Here is a 17,519-nt window from a genome sequence, read left to right on the forward strand (position 1 = left end):
AGATGTAGAGGTCTGGGATCTAGACTTTTTCTACAAGTGGTTGTGCGAATTCATGAAGATTTGCCCCCTTGAAAAGATGGCCTCGAACGCCCGCGTTGGAGGCGGCAAGAACATCTGATTCGTTGTCGCCGATCAAAAGCGAGCGGCCGAGGTCGATGTTCAAGTCAAGTGCAGCGCGAAGAATCATTCCGGGATTGGGCTTGCGGTCGAAGTGGTCCTTGTATTGATAAGACACGCTCTTCGCCTCATCGTGAAAGGGGCAGTGGTACCAGGCATCTACATGCGCTCCCCGCTCCTGAAGACGTGCCGCCATCCATCGATGCAAGGACAGTACCTGCGCTTCGCTCGCATAGCCGCGCGCAATGCCTGATTGATTCGATACAACCACGACCTTGTAGCCGAGGGACTGTGCGAGCTGGATGACATCGCCTGCCCCGTCGACAAACGTAATGTCCTCGGGTTTGCTTGGGTAGTGGGTGTCGATGTTGATGACGCCATCCCTATCCAGGAAGAGCGCGGGCGTCTTGTCCAAGCCCGAGTTCGTGGAGCTCCGCAAAATGCGGCCGAACACCCGTTCGCACTCCATAAGCGCGAAGACGAAGTGGTAAAGGCTGCTAGCGGGTACGTCGATCGAAAGAGTTTGCCCGCCTTCGTCGATGCGGTCTCGCCAAAGACCGGGCAGCTCGACCGAGAGAAAACCGCCGTGCAGGGCCGACAGCGCACCCGCAGCTTTGTCTTGCCATACTTTTGCATTCGCAGGAGTTGCTTCCGCTTCGGCGGCGCAAGCCTTGAGGTATTCACAGGTGCCCCAGGAGCGGCGACTGTCCATCCGAGCGCCATTGAGAATGTCGACGCGCTCGATGGCAAAGCCATCGGTATCGATGCCTTCTCGTTCCGCGCGCGAAAGCAGGATTCGAACATCGTCGTCGACCTTCACGCCGCTCAGCATCGAGAAGCGGCGCAGAAGCCACACCCATTCGAAATGGTGGCCAGGCTCATACCAGCTGTCTGTGATGCTTTCTGCGTTCCAAGTGTCGTCATGCTGTTCTGGCAGCGCTGCATGGGCTCGCCAGAGCATGTGCGCAGAAAAATTTGCATGAAGTACGCGGGCTCGCGACAGATCCTGTGGACGCCCTGCGGATTCATAGAGTGCCAAGCAGGCCTCCAGAAGGTGCATCGTTGGGTTCTGGCGCAAGAATTCATCTGGGCGCGGCAGAGCATCGATGACGCCGCCTTTGCTGGCAGCCAGCGGGCCCTCCAGAACTGCGAATATCTCGTCGGCGAGTGCAAGGTATGACGGGTCAGGCTTCAGTCGATAAAGCCAGGCGAGGGCGAAAAGAAGGAAGGCCAGGGTGTACGAATCACACTTGCTGTCATGGACTTCCCCATCGGCACCGATGGAGAATGCCCAGCGATGGGGCAGATCTTTTCGGTAGAAGCGTTGCAGCACCTGCTCCCAGGTCCGGTCGATCAAGGCACGGCTGTCTCGCATGCCGCGCAGGCTCAGATGCGCCAGCACATACAACTGGCGGCATTGGACCATCAGGCGCCGCGGCAGTGCCTCCAGCGGACGTCCTGAAAAATCGAGCTTCTCGTGGAAGAGGCCGAGCTTTTCGTCATACCCACGATCGAGCCAAAGCGGGAGTGCGTCAATGCTCAACCATTTGCCGGCACGCGCGCGCAGTTCTTCGAAGTTTTCCACCGGCATCACGACTTTCGAGTCTTGCTGATCTCGTCGACGATTCGCGTCGTCGAATATCCGTCGTGAAAATCGAGCGCAATGACTTGGCCGCCGCGTGCGGTAACTTCGCTATAGCCAACGATGTCGGCCACGGGATAGTCGCCTCCCTTCACAAGAATGTCCGGTAGGACATATTGGATGGTTTCCAGTGGCGTCGGCGCGTCGAATTCGACGACGTAGTCCACGGAGGCTAAGCCAGCGAGTACTTCTGCACGATGAAGAAAATTGTTGATGGGGCGGCTTGGGCCCTTCAATTTGCGGACCGAATCGTCGGAGTTCAGCCCGAGCACGAGGACGTCGCCCAGTGCACGAGCAGCCTTCAACAGGCGGACATGGCCTGGATGAAGAATGTCGAAGCAGCCGTTCGTGAAGACTATCTTCTTGCCGTGAAGCCTGGGATTGACCAGTGCAATCTTGAGCTGATCTTCCGTCAGCACCTTCGGGTGCTCGTGGCTGAAGTCATTGGCTTCCGCATCGATCTCCTGCTCGCTGACGACGTAGGTGCCGGGGTGTGACACGGCAATCCCGGCCGCCACGTTCGCCCGGTGAACGGCATCCGAGATGGAGCGCTCGGCCGAAAGCTCCGTGGCCAGTGCCGCCAGCACTGTGTCACCCGCACCAGATACATCGAAGACATCGCGCGCACGCGTGGGAACGAAATCCGTGTGGCCGCCCGCGCTGACGATTACCATGCCTTTGGCGCCGCGCGTGATGACCAGGTACTGGAGTTGCAGCGCGTCGATCGCGGCGCTGGCCTTGGCGACCAATTCCTGATCCGAACCGTAGGGGCCAAAGAGGCCAATGAACTCGCTGTTGTTCGGCTTCAGCAGAAAGGCGCCGCGATAGAACGCTGGCGTGACCCGCTTGGGGTCAACCAGCGTAGGCACGCCCGCCTTGGCTGCGGCCTTGAGAAATTCGGGCAGTTGGTCCAGTGAGCCCTTGGCGTAGTCTGAAAAAACCACTAGGTCGTAGTTCTTCACTTGGCGTTCGAACTCGTCGAGCAATCGTTGCTGTGTCTGCCCTGTAGGTCGAACGTCCCGGTCGACGCGGGCGATTTGCTGCGAACCAACGACCAGGCGAGTCTTCTCGGTCGTTCCGCCCTGCGGGTCTTTCACGAACAGTGTGTTGACGTCATAGCGCTGCAAGCAGGCTTCCAGCTCTGCCGAGGCGCTGTCTTCGCCGACTACTGCCAGCAGCGTTGCATCGCCGCCCATCGCGGAAATATTGGCGGCCACGTTGGCGGCCCCACCGGGGCGGTTTTCTTCGTGCTTGGCGGCGAGCACCGGAACCGGCGCTTCCGGCGAAATGCGCGACACCTCGCCGATCACGTAACGATCAAGCATGATGTCGCCGACGACCAGGATGCGCGGCTTGACAGAGGACGACGTTGGCTGCTGCATGTCAGGCGAACTTGTCGGGTGTGTTGAGATAGCCTTGGACATAGTCGGCCACGCCTTCCTCCAGCGAATAGAAGTCGGCTTCATATCCTGCGGCGCGCAGCTTTTGCATTGCGGCCTGCGTGAAATACTGGTACTTGCCACGAAGGTTCTCGGGCATGGGCACATACTGGATGTCCGGCTTTATGCCGCTTGCCACACCAACTGCCTCGATGAGGTCGCGGAACGACCGGGCCGAACCGGTTCCGAGGTTGTAGATTCCGCTATGGCGCGTACCTGCCATGAACCACGACATGACTTTGCAGCAGTCTTTCACGTAGACGAAGTCGCGCAACTGCTCGCCGTCCTTGAAATCAGGACGATGCGATTTGAAGAGATGGATCGGTTCACGGGCCATCACGCGGGAGTGATTTTTCGCGACGATGCTCATCATGTCGGCCTTGTGGTATTCATTCGGGCCGTATACGTTGAAGAACTTGAAGCCTGCCCACCTGGGTGGCGCAGCTCCCTTTTGCGCCTGGCCAATCGCCCACCGATCGAATGCCTGCTTGGACCAACCGTAAAGATTCAGGGGCCTAAGCGGGGCGATGTCCTGCGTATCGTCGAATCCCTGGTCACCATCTCCATACGTAGCGGCCGACGATGCATAGAAGAACGGCACTTGCTTGGCGACGCACCAGTTCCAGAGGTTCATCGAGAACTGGATATTGTTTCTCACGACCTCATCGCCATCGGTTGCGGTTGTCGACGAGATCGCGCCCAAGTGAAATACTGCGTCCACCGTACCGTTACTTTCCTCGAGAAAAGCCGGGAAATCCTGAGGAAAGACAAATTCCACGAAGCAGTGTTTGGCGACGTTCTTCCACTTCTCTCCCGTACCGAGCCAGTCGACGATGACGATGCCGGTATGGCCCAGTTGATTCAAATGGGCGACTAGATTGGATCCGATGAAGCCGGTGGCTCCGGTGACGATGATCATTTTTTGCAGTACTCCGAGCGTGAACTCTGTAGATAGGGTGCGTGGCGCCTTACTTGCGGCCGTTGGCTGCCATCAGGGCCCGGTATACCGCGCGCGTGGCAGGCGACATGGCCGAGGCGGCCTCGTTTGGCGCGGTATTGACCTGTGGTGTGACGGAAGGGGGCGCTAGCATGGCGCGCAAGCGCCTGTTCAAGGGCGGGACGAGCTTGAGGGCGGTCAACAGGCCGCGCTTGAGCTTGGGGTGCCGCGCCACACCAAGAGCGCAGACGCGCAGAACCGCTTTGATGCGACGCTTGACTCCGCTGATCAATCGGCCGTCACGAAACGCGGAAAGAACCCGGCGGCACTGCGTGCTGGCAGAGCGCAGAGGCGCGGTGACTTGCCAAGAGCTACTGTGCAGCACGGCATCGAGTCGATGTTGGGTTTCGCTGCGCTGCAATTCCACCAACTGCAATGCCGTCGACGCGGTCATTGAATCGCGTTCGGCCTGAGCTTCAATCTCGCGCTGCCGGCGTTGCGCCTTGGCCTGCATTTCGACCACCTCGGCACGCAGCGCGCGGATGGTGTCGTCAAGGGCTTTTGTCTCGGCGCGGTGTGTGTCGAGCACACCCCGGCACAACTCGGAATTGGCCAAGCCGCTGAGACGCACGCCGTCGAAAACGTTGGGGGGAGAAGAGAAAGCTGCTCTCAATTCCAGGTGTTCGGCCGCCAGATAGAAGCGATTCAGACCGTCGAAGTAGACGAACTCGTAGCGAGCCGCCAACAGAATGTCTTCCGCGCCTTGGTAGCGGACTTCGGTCGACATCGGCACAGTCGCCTCGATGACGATGATCCATGGCCGCAGCGCCTCGCTGTCCCAGCCACGCAACACGGCTTCTTCCAGTCCCTCGACATCGATCTTGAGCCAATGCACAGGTCGGCCGGCAAGTGATGCAAAAGCGGTCCGCATCGTCAGCATCGGCGTTGGGACAATTCGGTGCGCCAGGCCATGCTGCGTGCGATGACTTTCCGCAAACTCCTTGATGCCCGTGCTCAGACCTGTATCGTCGAAAACGGCGAGTTCGAGAATGCCCGCCTGGTCCGACAAGGCCAGTTGCAGCACTGTTTCATCCGGGCGATCCCGGCGCAGCATGTCAGCATATCGGGGCACAGGTTCGACATGGATGCCGCGCCAGCCCTGTTCGTAGAACGCCTTGCTGACCGAGTCGACGACGGGGTCTTGGGCGCCCACATCGATATACATTCCCGCCGGCACGTGCTTGAGGGCTCGCCAGAGCATGACGTCTTCGAAGTTCTGCGCGTATGAGATAAACGTCATTGAGTTGCAAAGAGAGATGCGAAAGCAATCGGTACAAGCCGTGGCCGTTTCGGGGAAACATGCGCTCATATCGGCAGCTGTTTCGCATTTTACGAGGTGAAAGCGAGGATTCTTGGGCATGATCTGCTCACCGGAGACCCCACTATCCGGAAGAACTTACGCTTGCTAGTGAAAGTAAATAACAAGATGACAGGGTTAAATTCGCTATGCCGAAACGCGCGAAAGGTTCCTAAGGCCGCGTTTTGGCTGATGACGCCATGGCGGATGCCTGAGCGGCTTCGTTTCCTGCGGGAGCGAGCGGCGAACCAGAAACGGATGCGTTTGCTGGATGATTTCGTCGAGAAAGAGCGCTTGCGCCTGGAAATGCTGGCGGCAGGAGACCCCGCCGCGGTGCCCATGCCGCTGCTGGACTTGTGCAACGACGCAGCTCTGACCGAGGCGGCGGGTCTGCCCCTTGGGGTGATCGTTGGAACGCCGGTCAGCGCCGCCGAGGTGACCGACAAGTGGACGGCAGCGCGGTTTTGCCTTACGTTGTTGCGCGCCCGTAAGGACTTGTATGCGAGGTTTCCCTATGCGTTGTCCGAGGCACCCGAAAAAAACACCTTTCTGATGTGGCTCCAAAGCGACGAGGGGCTTCAGGGCACTGGCCTGACGCCCGTTTCGCGGGCGCACATATCAGATCTTTTCTCCGAGGATTTTGCCGCGCGAGCGCGACAGGCCTTCATGGTCGACCAGCGGATTCGGGAAATACTGCCTCATGGCTTGACCCCGGCTGGGCGGCATGGCCTGTTTGGATGGTTCATGAAGTACGTCTGGAATGAGGCCGAGACCGACCTGCGACGTGAAGAGATCCTCTGGCTCTTTTTGCGGGCGGCCGAGGTTCCCCAGGCGGAGCTGGTTCGAGCCTACTTGTTTACGCCCGAGTGGCAGCGGCGGTTTCCGGATGCACTGACCGTTTTCGGCTGGGCTGGATTCACCTCCTGGTTCGTGCGTCAATATGGGGCCGTCGCCAAGTGGGTCGGCGTTGAGGCTGTTCCCGAGTGCTACGAGCCGGCGCTGCAGATCCGTCTCGGCTATGGCGCCCGATCAGATTGGCGTCATCGCTACCCGCAGGCTCTTTCGGATGCCGGTCAAGCGGCTGAACTGTTCGAATGGCTTGGCTCCGCAGGCAATGCCGGCGTGAACTCCGTCGCCCGTCGATGGTGCCAAGCGCAGGACGGACGGGCGGTTGTGTCGGAGCTGCTCAAGCCCGGCGTGAACATAATCGGCCACTTTTGCTATCCGTCTGGTCTGCGTGTCTCTGTGGAGTCGATCTCCAAGGCGCTTGGGCTGGTCGGTGTGGGCGCTTCGCTGCGCGACGTACGAACGGACGCCAGGGACGACCCTCACCACGCCGATTTTGGCGGCCTCGAAGTGCATGACATCACCCTGCTTCATGTGCAGCCCGAGCCCTTTTTTCCGGAGGCCTACGTCAGGGCCGACCTGGCCGGTCGTTCGCCCCGGACCTACCGAATTGCGTATTGGTATTGGGAGTTCGACTCGATCCCCGACGCCTGGGTCGAGAGCGCGAAGCAGGTCGACGAGGTCTGGACGGCCACGGAATTCATCGCGCGCGGGTTGCGCGAACGCCTGACCCTGCCGGTTCGCACGTTGTTTCCTGGCGTGCGTATGACTCCGTTCGAGGTCCGCGGACGCAGTGATTTCGGGCTGGACGAGGAGCGATATACCTTTCTCTTTACCTTCCACATGGTGAGCGTCATGGAGCGCAAAAACCCGCTGGGTTTGATCCGCGCTTTCAAGGCTGCTTTCGGAAAGGACGACAAGGTCTCACTTGTCCTCAAGACTTCATTCGGCGATCGGCATCCGGTGGAGTTGCAGAAGCTGCGTGATGCCGCCGTCGGCGCGGACATCAAGATCATCGATCAGGTGTTCAGCCCTGATGAAGTGCTCTCGCTCATGCACGCCTGCGACGCCTATGTGTCCCTCCACCGCAGCGAGGGGCTTGGCCTCACGATGGCCGAAGCCATGCTCATGGGAAAGCCGGTGATTGCCACCAATTTCTCGGGCAATGTCGATTTCATGGACGACAGCAACAGCCTGCTGGTGCCTTACGAACTCGTGAAGCTCGGCAAGCCTATACCCCCCTACGATGCCGATCTCGAATGGGCCGACCCGTCGGTAGAGCACGCGGCCCGGCTCATGCGACGTCTTTACGACGACCAGGCATGGGGGCGTGACCTCGGTGCCCGCGCCAAGGCGAGCGCCGAGGCCAATCTTTCGCTGGAAGCCGCAGGCCAGAGGATCAAGGCACGCCTTGAGGAGATCGAGGCGTTGCTGCGCGCAAAGCGCTGAAAGCTACTGCTCGACGATCCGCCCGTGTTCGAGGTGGATCACGCGGTTGCACTCCTTGGCGATCAGTTCGGGCGAATGCGAGGCAAGCACCAGGATGCCTGACTTCGAGACCACGTCGCGCATCCGCTTCTCCGCCTTTTCGGTGAACTCGGCGTCGCCGACCGACAGCCACTCGTCCATGAGCAGTATGTCGGCCTCGACACTGGTCGAGATCGAAAAAGCGAGGCGCATCATCATGCCGGTGGAGTAGGTGCGCACCGGCATGTTGACGTATTCGCCCAGCCCGCTGAACTCGCAGATGTCGGGCGTCAGGCGGTCGATCTCCTTTTTGCTCATGCCCATCACGAGCCCACGCAGCATGATGTTTTCGACGCCCGTCGCATCCATCTCGATGCCGAGCGACGGATCGATCAGGCTGGCCACCGAGCCCTGCCGTGCGAACTCGCCGGACGACGGCTCGTAGACGCCGGCCAAGGTGCGAAGCAAGGTCGACTTGCCCGCTCCGTTGTGGCCGACCAGGCCGAGCCGATCGCCGCTCTTGAGCTCGAGGTTGATACCGCTGAGCGCCTGCACGACCGTTACGCCGGTCTCCTTGCCGAAGCGCCCGCCGGTCACGGAGGCCGCAAGCGTCTTCTTGAGTGAATTAGCGCCGGCACCATAGATCGGGAAGTTGACAGCGACGTTCTTGAGTGAAATGAATGCCATGAATCAGAGCCAGTAGACGACGCGGCGGCGGTATTTGGAGAACAGCGCAATGGCCAGCGTGAGGCAGAGCGCTGTCCACACGAGGATGCCGATCCAGCTGTGGATGTGCGCGACACCGCCCATCAGCGGTGTGCGAAGCAGGTCCAGCATCTGGGCGAACGGATTCCAAAGAACGTACTTGGCGCGCCCGGGCAGGCTCTCGGGCAGCCAGAACACCGGCGTCAGGAACATCAGCATCTGCATCACGCTGGTGACGATCTGCGTGACGTCGCGGTAGCGCGTGCAGATCAGTCCCAGCAGCAGCCCCAGGGCATGCGCGTTGACGATCAGGATGGCGAATGCTGGCAGCACCAGCAGCACCGACCAGGACAGCGAAATGCCCGCCCAGATTGCCACCGGGATGTAGAGCACGATCTGGTGCGCGAACTGGATCAGGTTGCGGGCCAGGCTGCGCCAGACGAACAGGCTGATGGGAAAGTAGCCCTGTTTGAGATAGTTGGACGATCCCACGAATGCATTGCATGCGTCCGTCACGATGCTGGAGAAAAAGCCCCAAAAGATTATGCCCAGCGCAAGGTGGGGAAAGAACCGGGATAGTTCCGTGCCGAACAGTGAACTGTAGAGCGGACCCATGCCGCCGATCATCACGCCCATGCTGAGCGTCAGCCACATTGGCCCGAGCATGGAGCGCCGATAGCGCAGCACGATGTCGAACCAGGCAAGGGTCCACCAGATGTCGGTGCGGCGGGTGCCTTGCCACCAGTCGGAAAAGGCGCTTCGATGGAGATTGGAGTGGACTTGGCTCATGTACGGCCGTAGGTGTCTGCAAGGCGGACGATGTCGTCTTCGCCGAGGTAGCCTCCGCACTGGACTTCGATGAGCACAAGCTCTTCGTCGCCAGTGTTCGTGAGGCGGTGCTTTTCTTTCAGGGGGATGTAGCGGTATTGACCGGGAAACGTCTCGTGCTCGACCTCTCCGATCTGCACGATGCCCTGGCCTTGTACCACCACCCAGTGCTCGGCACGCTGGTGGTGGTATTGCAGAGATAGCGCTTCGCCCGGGCGAACGGTGATGCGCTTGACCTTGTAGCCGTCGCCTTCCTTCAGCGAAGCGTAGGTGCCCCACGGGCGATGAACCACGGGTGGCAGGTGTACGGTTTCATGCTTACGGGCCTTCAGCGCGTCCACCACCTTCTTGACCTTTTGCGCGCTGTCCTTGTGGAGCACGAGCAGGGCGTCGGGTGTGTCGACGATCACCAGGTCATGAACGCCCACCGTGGCGACGACCTTGGGGCCGTAGCTCTCGACCTGGACATGGGTGCCCGTTGTGTCGAGCGCCACCACGTCGTCGGGCAGCGTGTTGCCGCTGGCGTCGGGAATCAGCGCGTTCGACACCGCGGGCCAGGAGCCGACGTCGCTCCAACTGAATTTGGCGGGCACCACATGAACGTTGGAGGCATGCTCCAGTACCGCGTAGTCGATGCTGATGTCGGGCTGGAGGCCGAACGCATGCAGGTCGAAGTTCACCGAGGCGCCGGAGGTGCTGGCAGTTTCGAGTGCCTGCCTTGCAGCCCTTATCACTTCGGGGGCGTGCGCCTCAAGCGCCGCGATGATGGTGTCGGCCGTGAAGGCGAACATGCCGCTGTTCCAGTAATAGCGGCCGGTGGCCAGGTACTTCTGGGCTGTTTCGAGGTCGGGCTTCTCGACGAAGCGCTTGACGTTCTGGCTTTCACGGGACACATGCTCGACCTCGATGTAGCCGAAGCCGGTGTCGGGGCTGGTCGGGCTCACGCCGAACACCACGAGGTTGCCTTCCTGTGCCAGGCGGAAAGCCTCGGTCGCGCTCGCCACGAAGGCGTGCACGTCGGGCACGAGGTGGTCGGCCGACAGCACGAGCATCACCGTGTCGCCGCTGAATTGGCGGGCACACTGCAAAGCCGCCAAGGCAATGGCCGGTCCGGTATTGCGCCCCTTGGGTTCGAGCAGGAACGTCGTGGTCGGCGGATCGCTCATCTGCCCGAGCACGTCCTTCGTCAGGAACAGGTGGTCCCTGTTGGTGACCACCATCAGGTCACCGGTGCCGCAGGCCTGGCCCCGCTCGATGGCTTGTTGGAGCAGCGTGGAGTCGCCGATCTTCATGAATGGCTTGGGAAAGGCTTGACGCGAAGCAGGCCAGAGCCTGGAACCGGCGCCTCCCGAAAGCACCACTGAAAGCAGCCTCATTCTTTTCCTTTTGCTTTGTAACCGTCCAATTTTACGGGCAGCCTCTCCGGGTTCCAGTTCGCTGGTGCAACGGCCGTCGCCGGCCGCTGGAGGGTTGCGAAGATAATCCCCTCCCGCGCGCCCGGCGACGCGGTGTTTCGGTGTCGCCCCGTTTTCCCGGTATTTCCCCCTCCAGCCACGCCTGATCCGCCTCGCGGCTTTGCAATCTCTATGAAATCTGTCTATCGATTCTTCCTCGGCCTGGCCGGACTCTGGCAAGGCCCCGGAATGATGGGGCGCATCCAGCGGGCGTGGCGAATGTTCAAGAAGTCGGGTTGGGCCGGCATTCGCTGGGAACTGGGCCGGCGCTTCGGTGGCTACAACGACTATTCGAAATGGGTGCAGCGCTACGACACCCTCACGCCGGAAGTGCGCGAGCGGATCGTCCAGCGCGTTGCCGCCATGAAGAACCGGCCGCTGATCTCGGTCGTGATGCCGACCTACAACCCCAACCCGGCCTGGCTGCGCGAGGCCATCGAGTCGGTTCGCAGCCAGATCTACCCGGATTGGGAACTCTGCATCGCCGACGACGCTTCTCCCTCGGCCGAGGTGCGAGAGATTCTCAAGTCGTACAGCGAAACAGACCCCCGAATCAAGGTGTTCTTCCGTCCCGAGAACGGACACATCTCGGCCGCGTCCAACAGCGCGCTGACCTTGGTTTCCGGTCCCTGGGTGGCGCTCATGGATCACGACGACCTGCTGCCCGCGCATGCGCTTTTCTGGGTTGCCGACTGCATCGCGGCCCATCCTGACGTGAAGCTGATCTACTCGGACGAGGACAAGATCGACGAGGGAGGCCATCGCTTCGGACCCTATTTCAAGTCGGACTGGAACGTCGATCTCTTCCGTTCGCAAAACATGTTCAGCCACTTGGGTGTGCTTTCGACCGACCTCATGAGGTCGGTCGGGGGCTTTCGCGTTGGCATGGAAGGTTCGCAGGACTGGGACTTGGTGCTGCGCTGCATGGAGCGCGTCGAGCCCGGGCAGATTCGACATATCCCTCGGGTGCTGTACCACTGGCGTGTGCACATGGAAAGTACGGCCCGTTCGATGAGCGCCAAGCCGTATGCGGCGATAGCCGGGGAGCGCGCGCTGAACGAACACTTTGTGCGCACTGGCGTGCGCGCCACTGCGGAACACCTGGATTTCGGCTACCGCGTGCATTACGCCTTGCCCGAAGTCTTACCGCTGGTTTCCGTGATCATCCCCACGCGAAATGCTCTGCAACTGACCCGCCAGTGCGTCGAATCCATCCTGCAGAAGACCAGCTATTCGAACTACGAAATCATCATCGTCGACAACGGCTCCGACGATGCGGAAACGCTGGCGTGGTTCAAGCGCGTCGCTTCTGAAAAGCCGAATGTCCGCGTGCTGCGCGACGACCGCGATTTCAACTATGCGGCATTGAACAACGGCGCCGTCGCGGTCGCCAGCGGCGAGCTCGTCGCGCTCGTCAACAATGACATCGAAGTCATTGCGCCGGACTGGCTGAGCGAAATGGTGAGCCTGGCCTTGCAGCCGGGCGTGGGTGCCGTGGGCGCGCGGCTGTGGTTCCCGAACAAGACCCTCCAGCATGCCGGCGTGATCCTGGGCGTGGGCGGCATCGCCGCGCATTCGCATCGCCGCATGCCCGCCGGTCGTGAAGGCTATGCGGGGCGCGCTGCCCTGATCCAGTCGTTCTCTGCCGTCACCGCGGCTTGCCTCGTGATCCAGAAACGCCATTACCTGCAGGTTGGCGGGCTCGACGAGGTGAACCTGAAAGAGTCCTTCAACGACATCGATTTCTGCCTGCGCCTGCGCGAGGCCGGTCTGCGCAATGTCTGGACACCCTACGCCGAACTATTCCACTACGAGTCCGCGACGCGCGCCAAGAATGTCACGCCGCAGAAGCAGGCGCAGTTCCAGGAAGAAGCGGCCTACATGCAGCAGCGCTGGGGCGCCCTCATCCAGAACGACCCCGCCTACAGCCCCAACCTCATGCTCGCCCGCGAAGACTTCAGCTACGCCTGGCCCCCTCGCGTGCCTCCGGCCTGATGACGCCAGACATTTCCGTCGCCCTCTGCACCCGCAACGGCGCGCGCTACCTGCCTGCGCAGATCCGCAGCATCTGCACGCAGGAGCCCTTGCCGCGCGAGATCATCGTGTCCGACGACGGCTCATCCGACGACACGCTGGCCGTCGTTCGCGACACGATCGCCCTGTGCGGCGTGGCGGACCGGATCGCGCTGCGGGTGTTCAGCAACACGCCGCCGCTGGGCGTGACGCGCAATTTCGAGCAGGCCGTGCGCGCCTGCAGCCACGAACTCATCGTGCTGTGCGACCAGGACGATGTCTGGCACCCCGGCCGCCTCGCCCGCATGGCGGCGCAATTCGAGGCCCGTCCAGACCTGCTGCTGTTGCATACCGACGCGCGTCTCGTCGATGCCGAGCTGCAGCCGCTGGGCTCCACGCTCTTCCATGCGCTCGAAGTGCAGCCCGCCGAGCTGGAGGCCATTTCGCGCGGAGACGCCTTCAGCGTGCTGCTGCGGCGCAACCTGGTGACGGGCGCGACCACCATGTTCCGCAGGACTTTGCTCGACGCGGCGCTTCCGTTCGCGCCCGAGTGGGTGCATGACGAGTGGCTGGCCGCCATCGCCGCGGCCACGGGCCGCATGGACGTGCTGCCCGAGCCGACCATCGACTACCGCCAGCACGCCAGCAACCAGATCGGCGCGCGGCGGCTCACGCTGTCCGAGAAGATCGCCAAGGCCTTTGCCGAGCGCGGCGACAAGCACGTGGCGCGGCTGCATCGCGCCGATGCGCTGCTGCAGCGCCTGCTTCAGCTCGGCGACCGGGTGCCGGCCGCCTGGCTGGAGGCGCAGCGCGCCAAGGTGGCGCACCAGCGCTTCAGGGCCGGGTTGCCGAAGGCGCGCCCGCTGCGGGTGGTTCCGATCCTGGCCGAGGCCGCTCGCGGGCGCTATGCCCGCTTCGGCCGGGGCGGCCATGCCATCGCGCAGGACCTGCTAGAGCGCGGCTGACTAGCTGGTCAGCGCGCCGGCGCCTTCGCCGCGAGCCGCCGGTAGCGCCAGAACGCCCCCGACAGCCACACCTTCAGCAGGCTGGTCACGTGCCAGTACAGGTATTTCTTGCTCCGGTGGCTGTCGCGCTGGGCGTCGTGCCGGGCCGTCAGGTCTTCGCCCACCTGCAGCTTCCAGCCTGCCAGCCGTGTGCGCGCGCAGATGTCGAAGTCTTCCCCGTACATGAAGAACTTCTCGTCGAAGCCGCGCACCTGGTGGTAGGCCTCGCTGCGAAACAGCATGAACAGGCCGGGAATCCACGCCGGCACCTTCGGGCGCACGTAGCCGGGCTTCTTGCGCCCGACGATCTCGAAGGGCGTGAGCAGCGCCCGGTGCGGCTCGGGCATGCTCTTGCCCGGCTCCAGGATGCGCGGCGTCAGCAGGCCGGCATCGGGGGCGGCCTGGGCGAGCAGCGGCGCCAGCACGTCGCGGTCGAAGCGGATGTCCGGGTTCAGCACCAGGAACCAGGGCGTGGCGCAGTGCTCGAACGCCTGGTTGTGATTGGCGCCGAAGCCCTTGGGGCTCGCGTTCTCGATCCTTTCCACCTCGAAGCCCCAGTTCCGGCCCGCGAGCAAGTCCGCCTCGGGAATGTTCAGCGTGAGCACCACCTTGGCGGTCGATTCGCGGCTGTGGCGGTCCAGCTGGTCGAGCAGCGGCAGCACCAGCGCGAGCTGGCCGTGGCTCACGATTGAAATGGTGATCGGGGCAAACGAAGCGGGGAAGGGGGAGGGGGGTGTCGGCATGGTCTAATTTCGCTCGGGAATTCTAGGGTTCCCCAACCCCCACACATGATTGCTCTGATCGTCATCAGTTTCTTCGTCGCCGCCTTCTTGGTCCAGGTGTTCATGCGCCGCGCGCGCAGGCATGCCCGGATCTACGGCGCCGACATGCCCCAACGCTTCCACAAGGGCCATGTGCCGCGCCTGGGCGGTGCGGGCATCCTGCTGGGCATGGGCGTGGCCTGGCTGGCGGCCGGCATCACCGGCACCGACCCGTTCAACGTGTCCTGGCCGGTCACCACCTCGATGCTGACGCTGCTGTGCATTGCGCCGGCCGTGCTCGGCGGCATCGTGGAGGACGTCACCCAGCGCGTGAAGGTGCGCTACCGGCTCGGGTTGACCATCGGCTCGGCGCTGCTGGTGTGCTGGCTGCTGGGGCTGGGCGTGGCGCGCACGGGTTTCGAGACGGTCGACGGCTGGCTGGCGATGATTCCCTTTGCCACGGTGCTGTTCGCGGCGCTCGCCATCGGCGGCCTGCCGCACGCCTTCAACATCATCGACGGCTACAACGGGCTCGCGGGCACCGTGGCGGTGCTGGTCTGCCTGGCCATCTCGCACGTGGCGCTGCAGGTCGGCGACCGCCAGCTGGCGGCCATGGTGGTGTGCCTGGTCGGCGCCACCTTCGGTTTCCTGGTGTGGAACTACCCGCGCGGCAAGATCTTCGCGGGCGACGGCGGCGCGTACGTCTGGGGCATGGTCATCGCCGTGGCCTGCGTGACGCTGGTGCAGCGTCACCGCGTGGTGTCGCCGTGGTTTCCCATGCTGCTGCTGATCTACCCGGTGTGGGAGACGCTGTTCTCCATCTACCGCAAGCTGGCGCGCGGCCAGTCGCCAGGCACGGCCGACGCGCTGCACTTCCACCAGCTGATCTTCCGGCGCATCGTGCGCGTGGCCTTCGCGGACGACGAAGCCCGGCAGCTGCTGGCGCGCAACAACCGCACTTCGCCCTACCTGTGGATGTTTGCCGCCATGTCGGTGGTGCCGGCGGTGCTGTTCTGGAACAACACCTACGTGCTGATGTTCTTCTGCCTGGTGTTCATCACCACCTACGTGGGCTCGTACCTGATGATCGTGCGCTTCAAGGTGCCGCGCTGGCTGCGGCCGTGAATGGGAACACCCCCAGTCTCCGCGCACTTCGTGTCGCTGCGCCAACCCCCTTGCAGGGGGCAACACCGGTGGCCCGGCAAAGCCGGTTCCACGGTGTTTCCCGTGCGGCCAGTCAGTTGGCTGTCGCCAGGATTGCGCGAGAATTTGAGCTTCACCTTATCGTCCACCGCTTTGGAGCCTGACCGCCCATGACCGACCCCGTCCTCAACATCCCCCCGCGCGACAAGGCCGAGATCCTGGCCCAGGCGCTGCCGTACATCCGCAAGTTCCACGGCAAGACCATCGTCATCAAGTACGGCGGCAACGCCATGACCGACCCGGCCCTGCAGGCCGACTTCGCGGAAGACGTGGTGCTGCTCAAGCTGGTCGGCATGAACCCGGTGGTGGTGCACGGCGGCGGCCCGCAGATCGAGGCGGCGCTCAACAAGCTCGGCAAGAAGGGCAGCTTCATCCAGGGCATGCGCGTGACCGACGCCGAGACCATGGAAGTCGTCGAGTGGGTGCTCGCGGGCGAGGTGCAGCAGGACATCGTGGGCCTCATCAACCAGGCTGGCGGCAAGGCCGTGGGCCTGACCGGGCGCGACGGCGGCCTGATCCGCGCGCAGAAGCTCAAGCTGGCCGACCGCGCCGACCCCAACCTGCAGCACGACGTGGGCCAGGTGGGCGACATCGTCTCCATCGACCCCAGCGTGGTCAAGGCGCTGCAGGACGACGCCTTCATTCCCGTGGTCAGCCCGATCGGCTTCGGCGAGGACAACGAGAGCTACAACATCAACGCCGACGTCGTCGCCGGCAAGCTGGCCACCGTGCTCAAGGCCGAGAAGCTCATGCTGCTGACCAACACGCCCGGCGTGCTCGACAAGGACGGCAAGCTGCTCACCAACCTGAGCGCGCGCGAAATCGACGACCTGTTCGCCGACGGCACCATCTCCGGCGGCATGCTGCCGAAGATCGAAGGCGCGCTCGACGCGGCCAAGAGCGGCGTGAACGCGGTGCACATCATCGACGGCCGCGTGCCGCACGCGATGCTGCTCGAGATCCTGACCGACCAGGCCTACGGGACGATGATCCGCGCCCGCTGAGCCCCGAATGCGCCGGGTGGGCGCGTGCTCACTGCGCTGTGCGAGAATCAATTGTTTACATCTTTGCACGCGCTCCCATGCAGAACGAAGAGACGACCAGTGCTTCCGGCGTAGAGACCCCTGCTGAAACGCTCACCCCGCCGGCGCGCAAGCGCCCGAAGCCGGGCGAGCGGCGCGTGCAGATCCTGCAGGCGCTTGCTTCCATGCTGGAGCAGCCGGGGGCCGAGCGGGTCACCACTGCCGCGCTGGCCGCGCGCCTCGAGGTGAGCGAGGCCGCGCTGTACCGCCACTTCGCGAGCAAGGCCCAGATGTTCGAGGGCCTGATCGATTTCATCGAGCAGAGCGTCTTCACGCTCGTCAACCAGATCCTCGAGCGCGAGGGCGCCACCGGCGCCCAGCAGGCCGGCCGCATTCTCACGCTGCTCGTGCAGTTCGCCGAGCGCAATCCCGGCATGACGCGCGTGATGGTGGGCGACGCGCTGGTGTTCGAAAACGAACGCCTGCAGCAGCGCATGAACCAGTTCTTCGACAAGATCGAGGCCACGCTGCGTCAGGTGCTGCGCGGCGCCGCCAGCGCCGACGGTTCGGCCACGCCGAGCGTCGATGCCCAGGTGCGCGCCGCCGCGCTCACCGCCTTCGTGGTGGGCCAGCTGCAGCGCTTTGCGCGTTCGGGCTTCCGTCGCGCACCGTCGGAGCACCTGGAAGCCACGATCGCACTGATCGTCTGACGGGCTTCCTGTGC

The 17,519-nt window shown here is 62.9% G+C and carries 14 protein-coding genes; 6 read left to right on the forward strand and 8 right to left on the reverse strand.

Annotated features, from left to right (window positions below; translation table 11 throughout):
* Positions 1–19: 19 nt before the first annotated feature.
* Genes QRN67_RS21505 through QRN67_RS21520 form a run of 4 tightly spaced genes read right to left on the reverse strand, consistent with a single transcriptional unit; the run spans position 20 to position 5,555 of the window.
* On the reverse strand, positions 20–1,708 hold the full coding sequence (locus tag QRN67_RS21505) for an HAD-IIIA family hydrolase (protein WP_285413617.1): 1,689 nt from the start codon (positions 1,706–1,708) through the stop codon (positions 20–22).
* Positions 1,708–3,141 carry a bifunctional D-glycero-beta-D-manno-heptose-7-phosphate kinase/D-glycero-beta-D-manno-heptose 1-phosphate adenylyltransferase HldE gene (hldE, locus tag QRN67_RS21510; protein WP_285413493.1) on the reverse strand — a complete coding sequence of 478 codons (1,434 nt, stop codon included), beginning with the start codon at positions 3,139–3,141 and terminating at the stop codon, positions 1,708–1,710. The genes QRN67_RS21505 and hldE overlap by 1 nt, the downstream gene beginning before the upstream one ends.
* Position 3,142: 1 nt before the next feature.
* Complete coding sequence (gene rfaD, locus QRN67_RS21515) at positions 3,143–4,117, reverse strand: ADP-glyceromanno-heptose 6-epimerase (protein ID WP_285413494.1); 975 nt, start codon at positions 4,115–4,117, stop codon at positions 3,143–3,145.
* Positions 4,118–4,166: 49 nt separating this feature from the next.
* A complete protein-coding gene (locus QRN67_RS21520; RefSeq protein ID WP_285413495.1) occupies positions 4,167–5,555 on the reverse strand; it encodes an FkbM family methyltransferase in 1,389 nt (462 codons plus the stop codon).
* 48 nt (positions 5,556–5,603) lie between these two features.
* On the opposite strand from QRN67_RS21520, the gene QRN67_RS21525 reads away from it, so the two are divergent.
* Positions 5,604–7,787, forward strand: a complete 2,184-nt coding sequence (locus QRN67_RS21525; protein ID WP_285413618.1) for a glycosyltransferase family 4 protein — start codon at positions 5,604–5,606, stop codon at positions 7,785–7,787.
* A 3-nt stretch (positions 7,788–7,790) separates the two neighbouring features.
* On the opposite strand, the gene QRN67_RS21530 is transcribed toward QRN67_RS21525, so the two are convergent.
* The 3 genes from QRN67_RS21530 to QRN67_RS21540 are packed head-to-tail and all read right to left on the reverse strand — an operon-like array spanning position 7,791 to position 10,714.
* A complete protein-coding gene (locus QRN67_RS21530; protein WP_093178336.1) occupies positions 7,791–8,492 on the reverse strand; it encodes an ABC transporter ATP-binding protein in 702 nt (233 codons plus the stop codon).
* Between the two features lie 3 nt (positions 8,493–8,495).
* Positions 8,496–9,299: an ABC transporter permease gene (locus tag QRN67_RS21535; RefSeq protein ID WP_285413498.1), complete on the reverse strand. Its 804-nt coding sequence runs from the start codon at positions 9,297–9,299 to the stop codon at positions 8,496–8,498.
* A complete protein-coding gene (locus tag QRN67_RS21540) occupies positions 9,296–10,714 on the reverse strand; it encodes a mannose-1-phosphate guanylyltransferase/mannose-6-phosphate isomerase (RefSeq protein WP_285413499.1) in 1,419 nt (472 codons plus the stop codon). Before QRN67_RS21540 ends, QRN67_RS21535 begins: the two co-directional genes overlap by 4 nt.
* 210 nt (positions 10,715–10,924) lie before the next feature.
* On the opposite strand from QRN67_RS21540, the gene QRN67_RS21545 reads away from it, so the two are divergent.
* Together QRN67_RS21545 and QRN67_RS21550 are read left to right on the forward strand one after the other, a co-directional pair.
* Positions 10,925–12,787 (forward strand): glycosyltransferase family 2 protein, encoded by a 1,863-nt coding sequence (locus QRN67_RS21545; RefSeq protein WP_285413506.1) that lies wholly within the window; start codon positions 10,925–10,927, stop codon positions 12,785–12,787.
* The gene (locus tag QRN67_RS21550; protein WP_285413507.1) at positions 12,787–13,770 is read left to right on the forward strand and encodes a glycosyltransferase family 2 protein; all 984 of its coding nucleotides are present in this window, start codon (positions 12,787–12,789) and stop codon (positions 13,768–13,770) included. Before QRN67_RS21545 ends, QRN67_RS21550 begins: the two co-directional genes overlap by 1 nt.
* A gap of 8 nt (positions 13,771–13,778) precedes the next feature.
* On the opposite strand, the gene QRN67_RS21555 is transcribed toward QRN67_RS21550, so the two are convergent.
* Positions 13,779–14,552 carry a galactosyltransferase-related protein gene (locus QRN67_RS21555; protein WP_285413508.1) on the reverse strand — a complete coding sequence of 258 codons (774 nt, stop codon included), beginning with the start codon at positions 14,550–14,552 and terminating at the stop codon, positions 13,779–13,781.
* A gap of 45 nt (positions 14,553–14,597) precedes the next feature.
* Here QRN67_RS21555 and QRN67_RS21560 point away from each other — a divergent pair, with 45 nt between their 5' ends.
* The 3 genes from QRN67_RS21560 (at position 14,598) to slmA (ending at position 17,505) form a co-directional block, all read left to right on the forward strand.
* Positions 14,598–15,695 carry a glycosyltransferase family 4 protein gene (locus QRN67_RS21560; protein WP_285413509.1) on the forward strand — a complete coding sequence of 366 codons (1,098 nt, stop codon included), beginning with the start codon at positions 14,598–14,600 and terminating at the stop codon, positions 15,693–15,695.
* 188 nt (positions 15,696–15,883) lie between these two features.
* Entirely contained in the window at positions 15,884–16,777 is an 894-nt protein-coding gene (argB, locus tag QRN67_RS21565; RefSeq protein ID WP_081268359.1) for an acetylglutamate kinase, read from the forward strand.
* 77 nt (positions 16,778–16,854) lie between these two features.
* Complete coding sequence (gene slmA, locus QRN67_RS21570) at positions 16,855–17,505, forward strand: nucleoid occlusion factor SlmA (RefSeq protein ID WP_081268360.1); 651 nt, start codon at positions 16,855–16,857, stop codon at positions 17,503–17,505.
* Positions 17,506–17,519: the final 14 nt, after the last annotated feature.

The organism is Variovorax sp. efr-133-TYG-130, assembly GCF_030208835.1.
Taxonomy (GTDB): Bacteria; Pseudomonadota; Gammaproteobacteria; order Burkholderiales; family Burkholderiaceae_C; genus Variovorax.

Excerpts from the sequence above, each read along its gene's own strand:
- QRN67_RS21505 (WP_285413617.1), bottom strand. The coding sequence starts at position 1,708 with ATGCCGGTGGAAAACTTCGAAGAACTGCGCGCGCGTGCCGGCAAATGG.
- hldE (WP_285413493.1), bottom strand. The coding sequence starts at position 3,141 with ATGCAGCAGCCAACGTCGTCCTCTGTCAAGCCGCGCATCCTGGTCGTC.
- rfaD (WP_285413494.1), bottom strand. The coding sequence starts at position 4,117 with ATGATCATCGTCACCGGAGCCACCGGCTTCATCGGATCCAATCTAGTC.
- QRN67_RS21520 (WP_285413495.1), bottom strand. The coding sequence starts at position 5,555 with ATGCCCAAGAATCCTCGCTTTCACCTCGTAAAATGCGAAACAGCTGCC.
- QRN67_RS21530 (WP_093178336.1), bottom strand. The coding sequence starts at position 8,492 with ATGGCATTCATTTCACTCAAGAACGTCGCTGTCAACTTCCCGATCTAT.
- QRN67_RS21535 (WP_285413498.1), bottom strand. The coding sequence starts at position 9,299 with ATGAGCCAAGTCCACTCCAATCTCCATCGAAGCGCCTTTTCCGACTGG.
- QRN67_RS21540 (WP_285413499.1), bottom strand. The coding sequence starts at position 10,714 with ATGAGGCTGCTTTCAGTGGTGCTTTCGGGAGGCGCCGGTTCCAGGCTC.
- QRN67_RS21545 (WP_285413506.1), top strand. The coding sequence starts at position 10,925 with ATGAAATCTGTCTATCGATTCTTCCTCGGCCTGGCCGGACTCTGGCAA.
- QRN67_RS21550 (WP_285413507.1), top strand. The coding sequence starts at position 12,787 with ATGACGCCAGACATTTCCGTCGCCCTCTGCACCCGCAACGGCGCGCGC.
- QRN67_RS21555 (WP_285413508.1), bottom strand. The coding sequence starts at position 14,552 with ATGCCGACACCCCCCTCCCCCTTCCCCGCTTCGTTTGCCCCGATCACC.
- QRN67_RS21560 (WP_285413509.1), top strand. The coding sequence starts at position 14,598 with ATGATTGCTCTGATCGTCATCAGTTTCTTCGTCGCCGCCTTCTTGGTC.
- argB (WP_081268359.1), top strand. The coding sequence starts at position 15,884 with ATGACCGACCCCGTCCTCAACATCCCCCCGCGCGACAAGGCCGAGATC.
- slmA (WP_081268360.1), top strand. The coding sequence starts at position 16,855 with ATGCAGAACGAAGAGACGACCAGTGCTTCCGGCGTAGAGACCCCTGCT.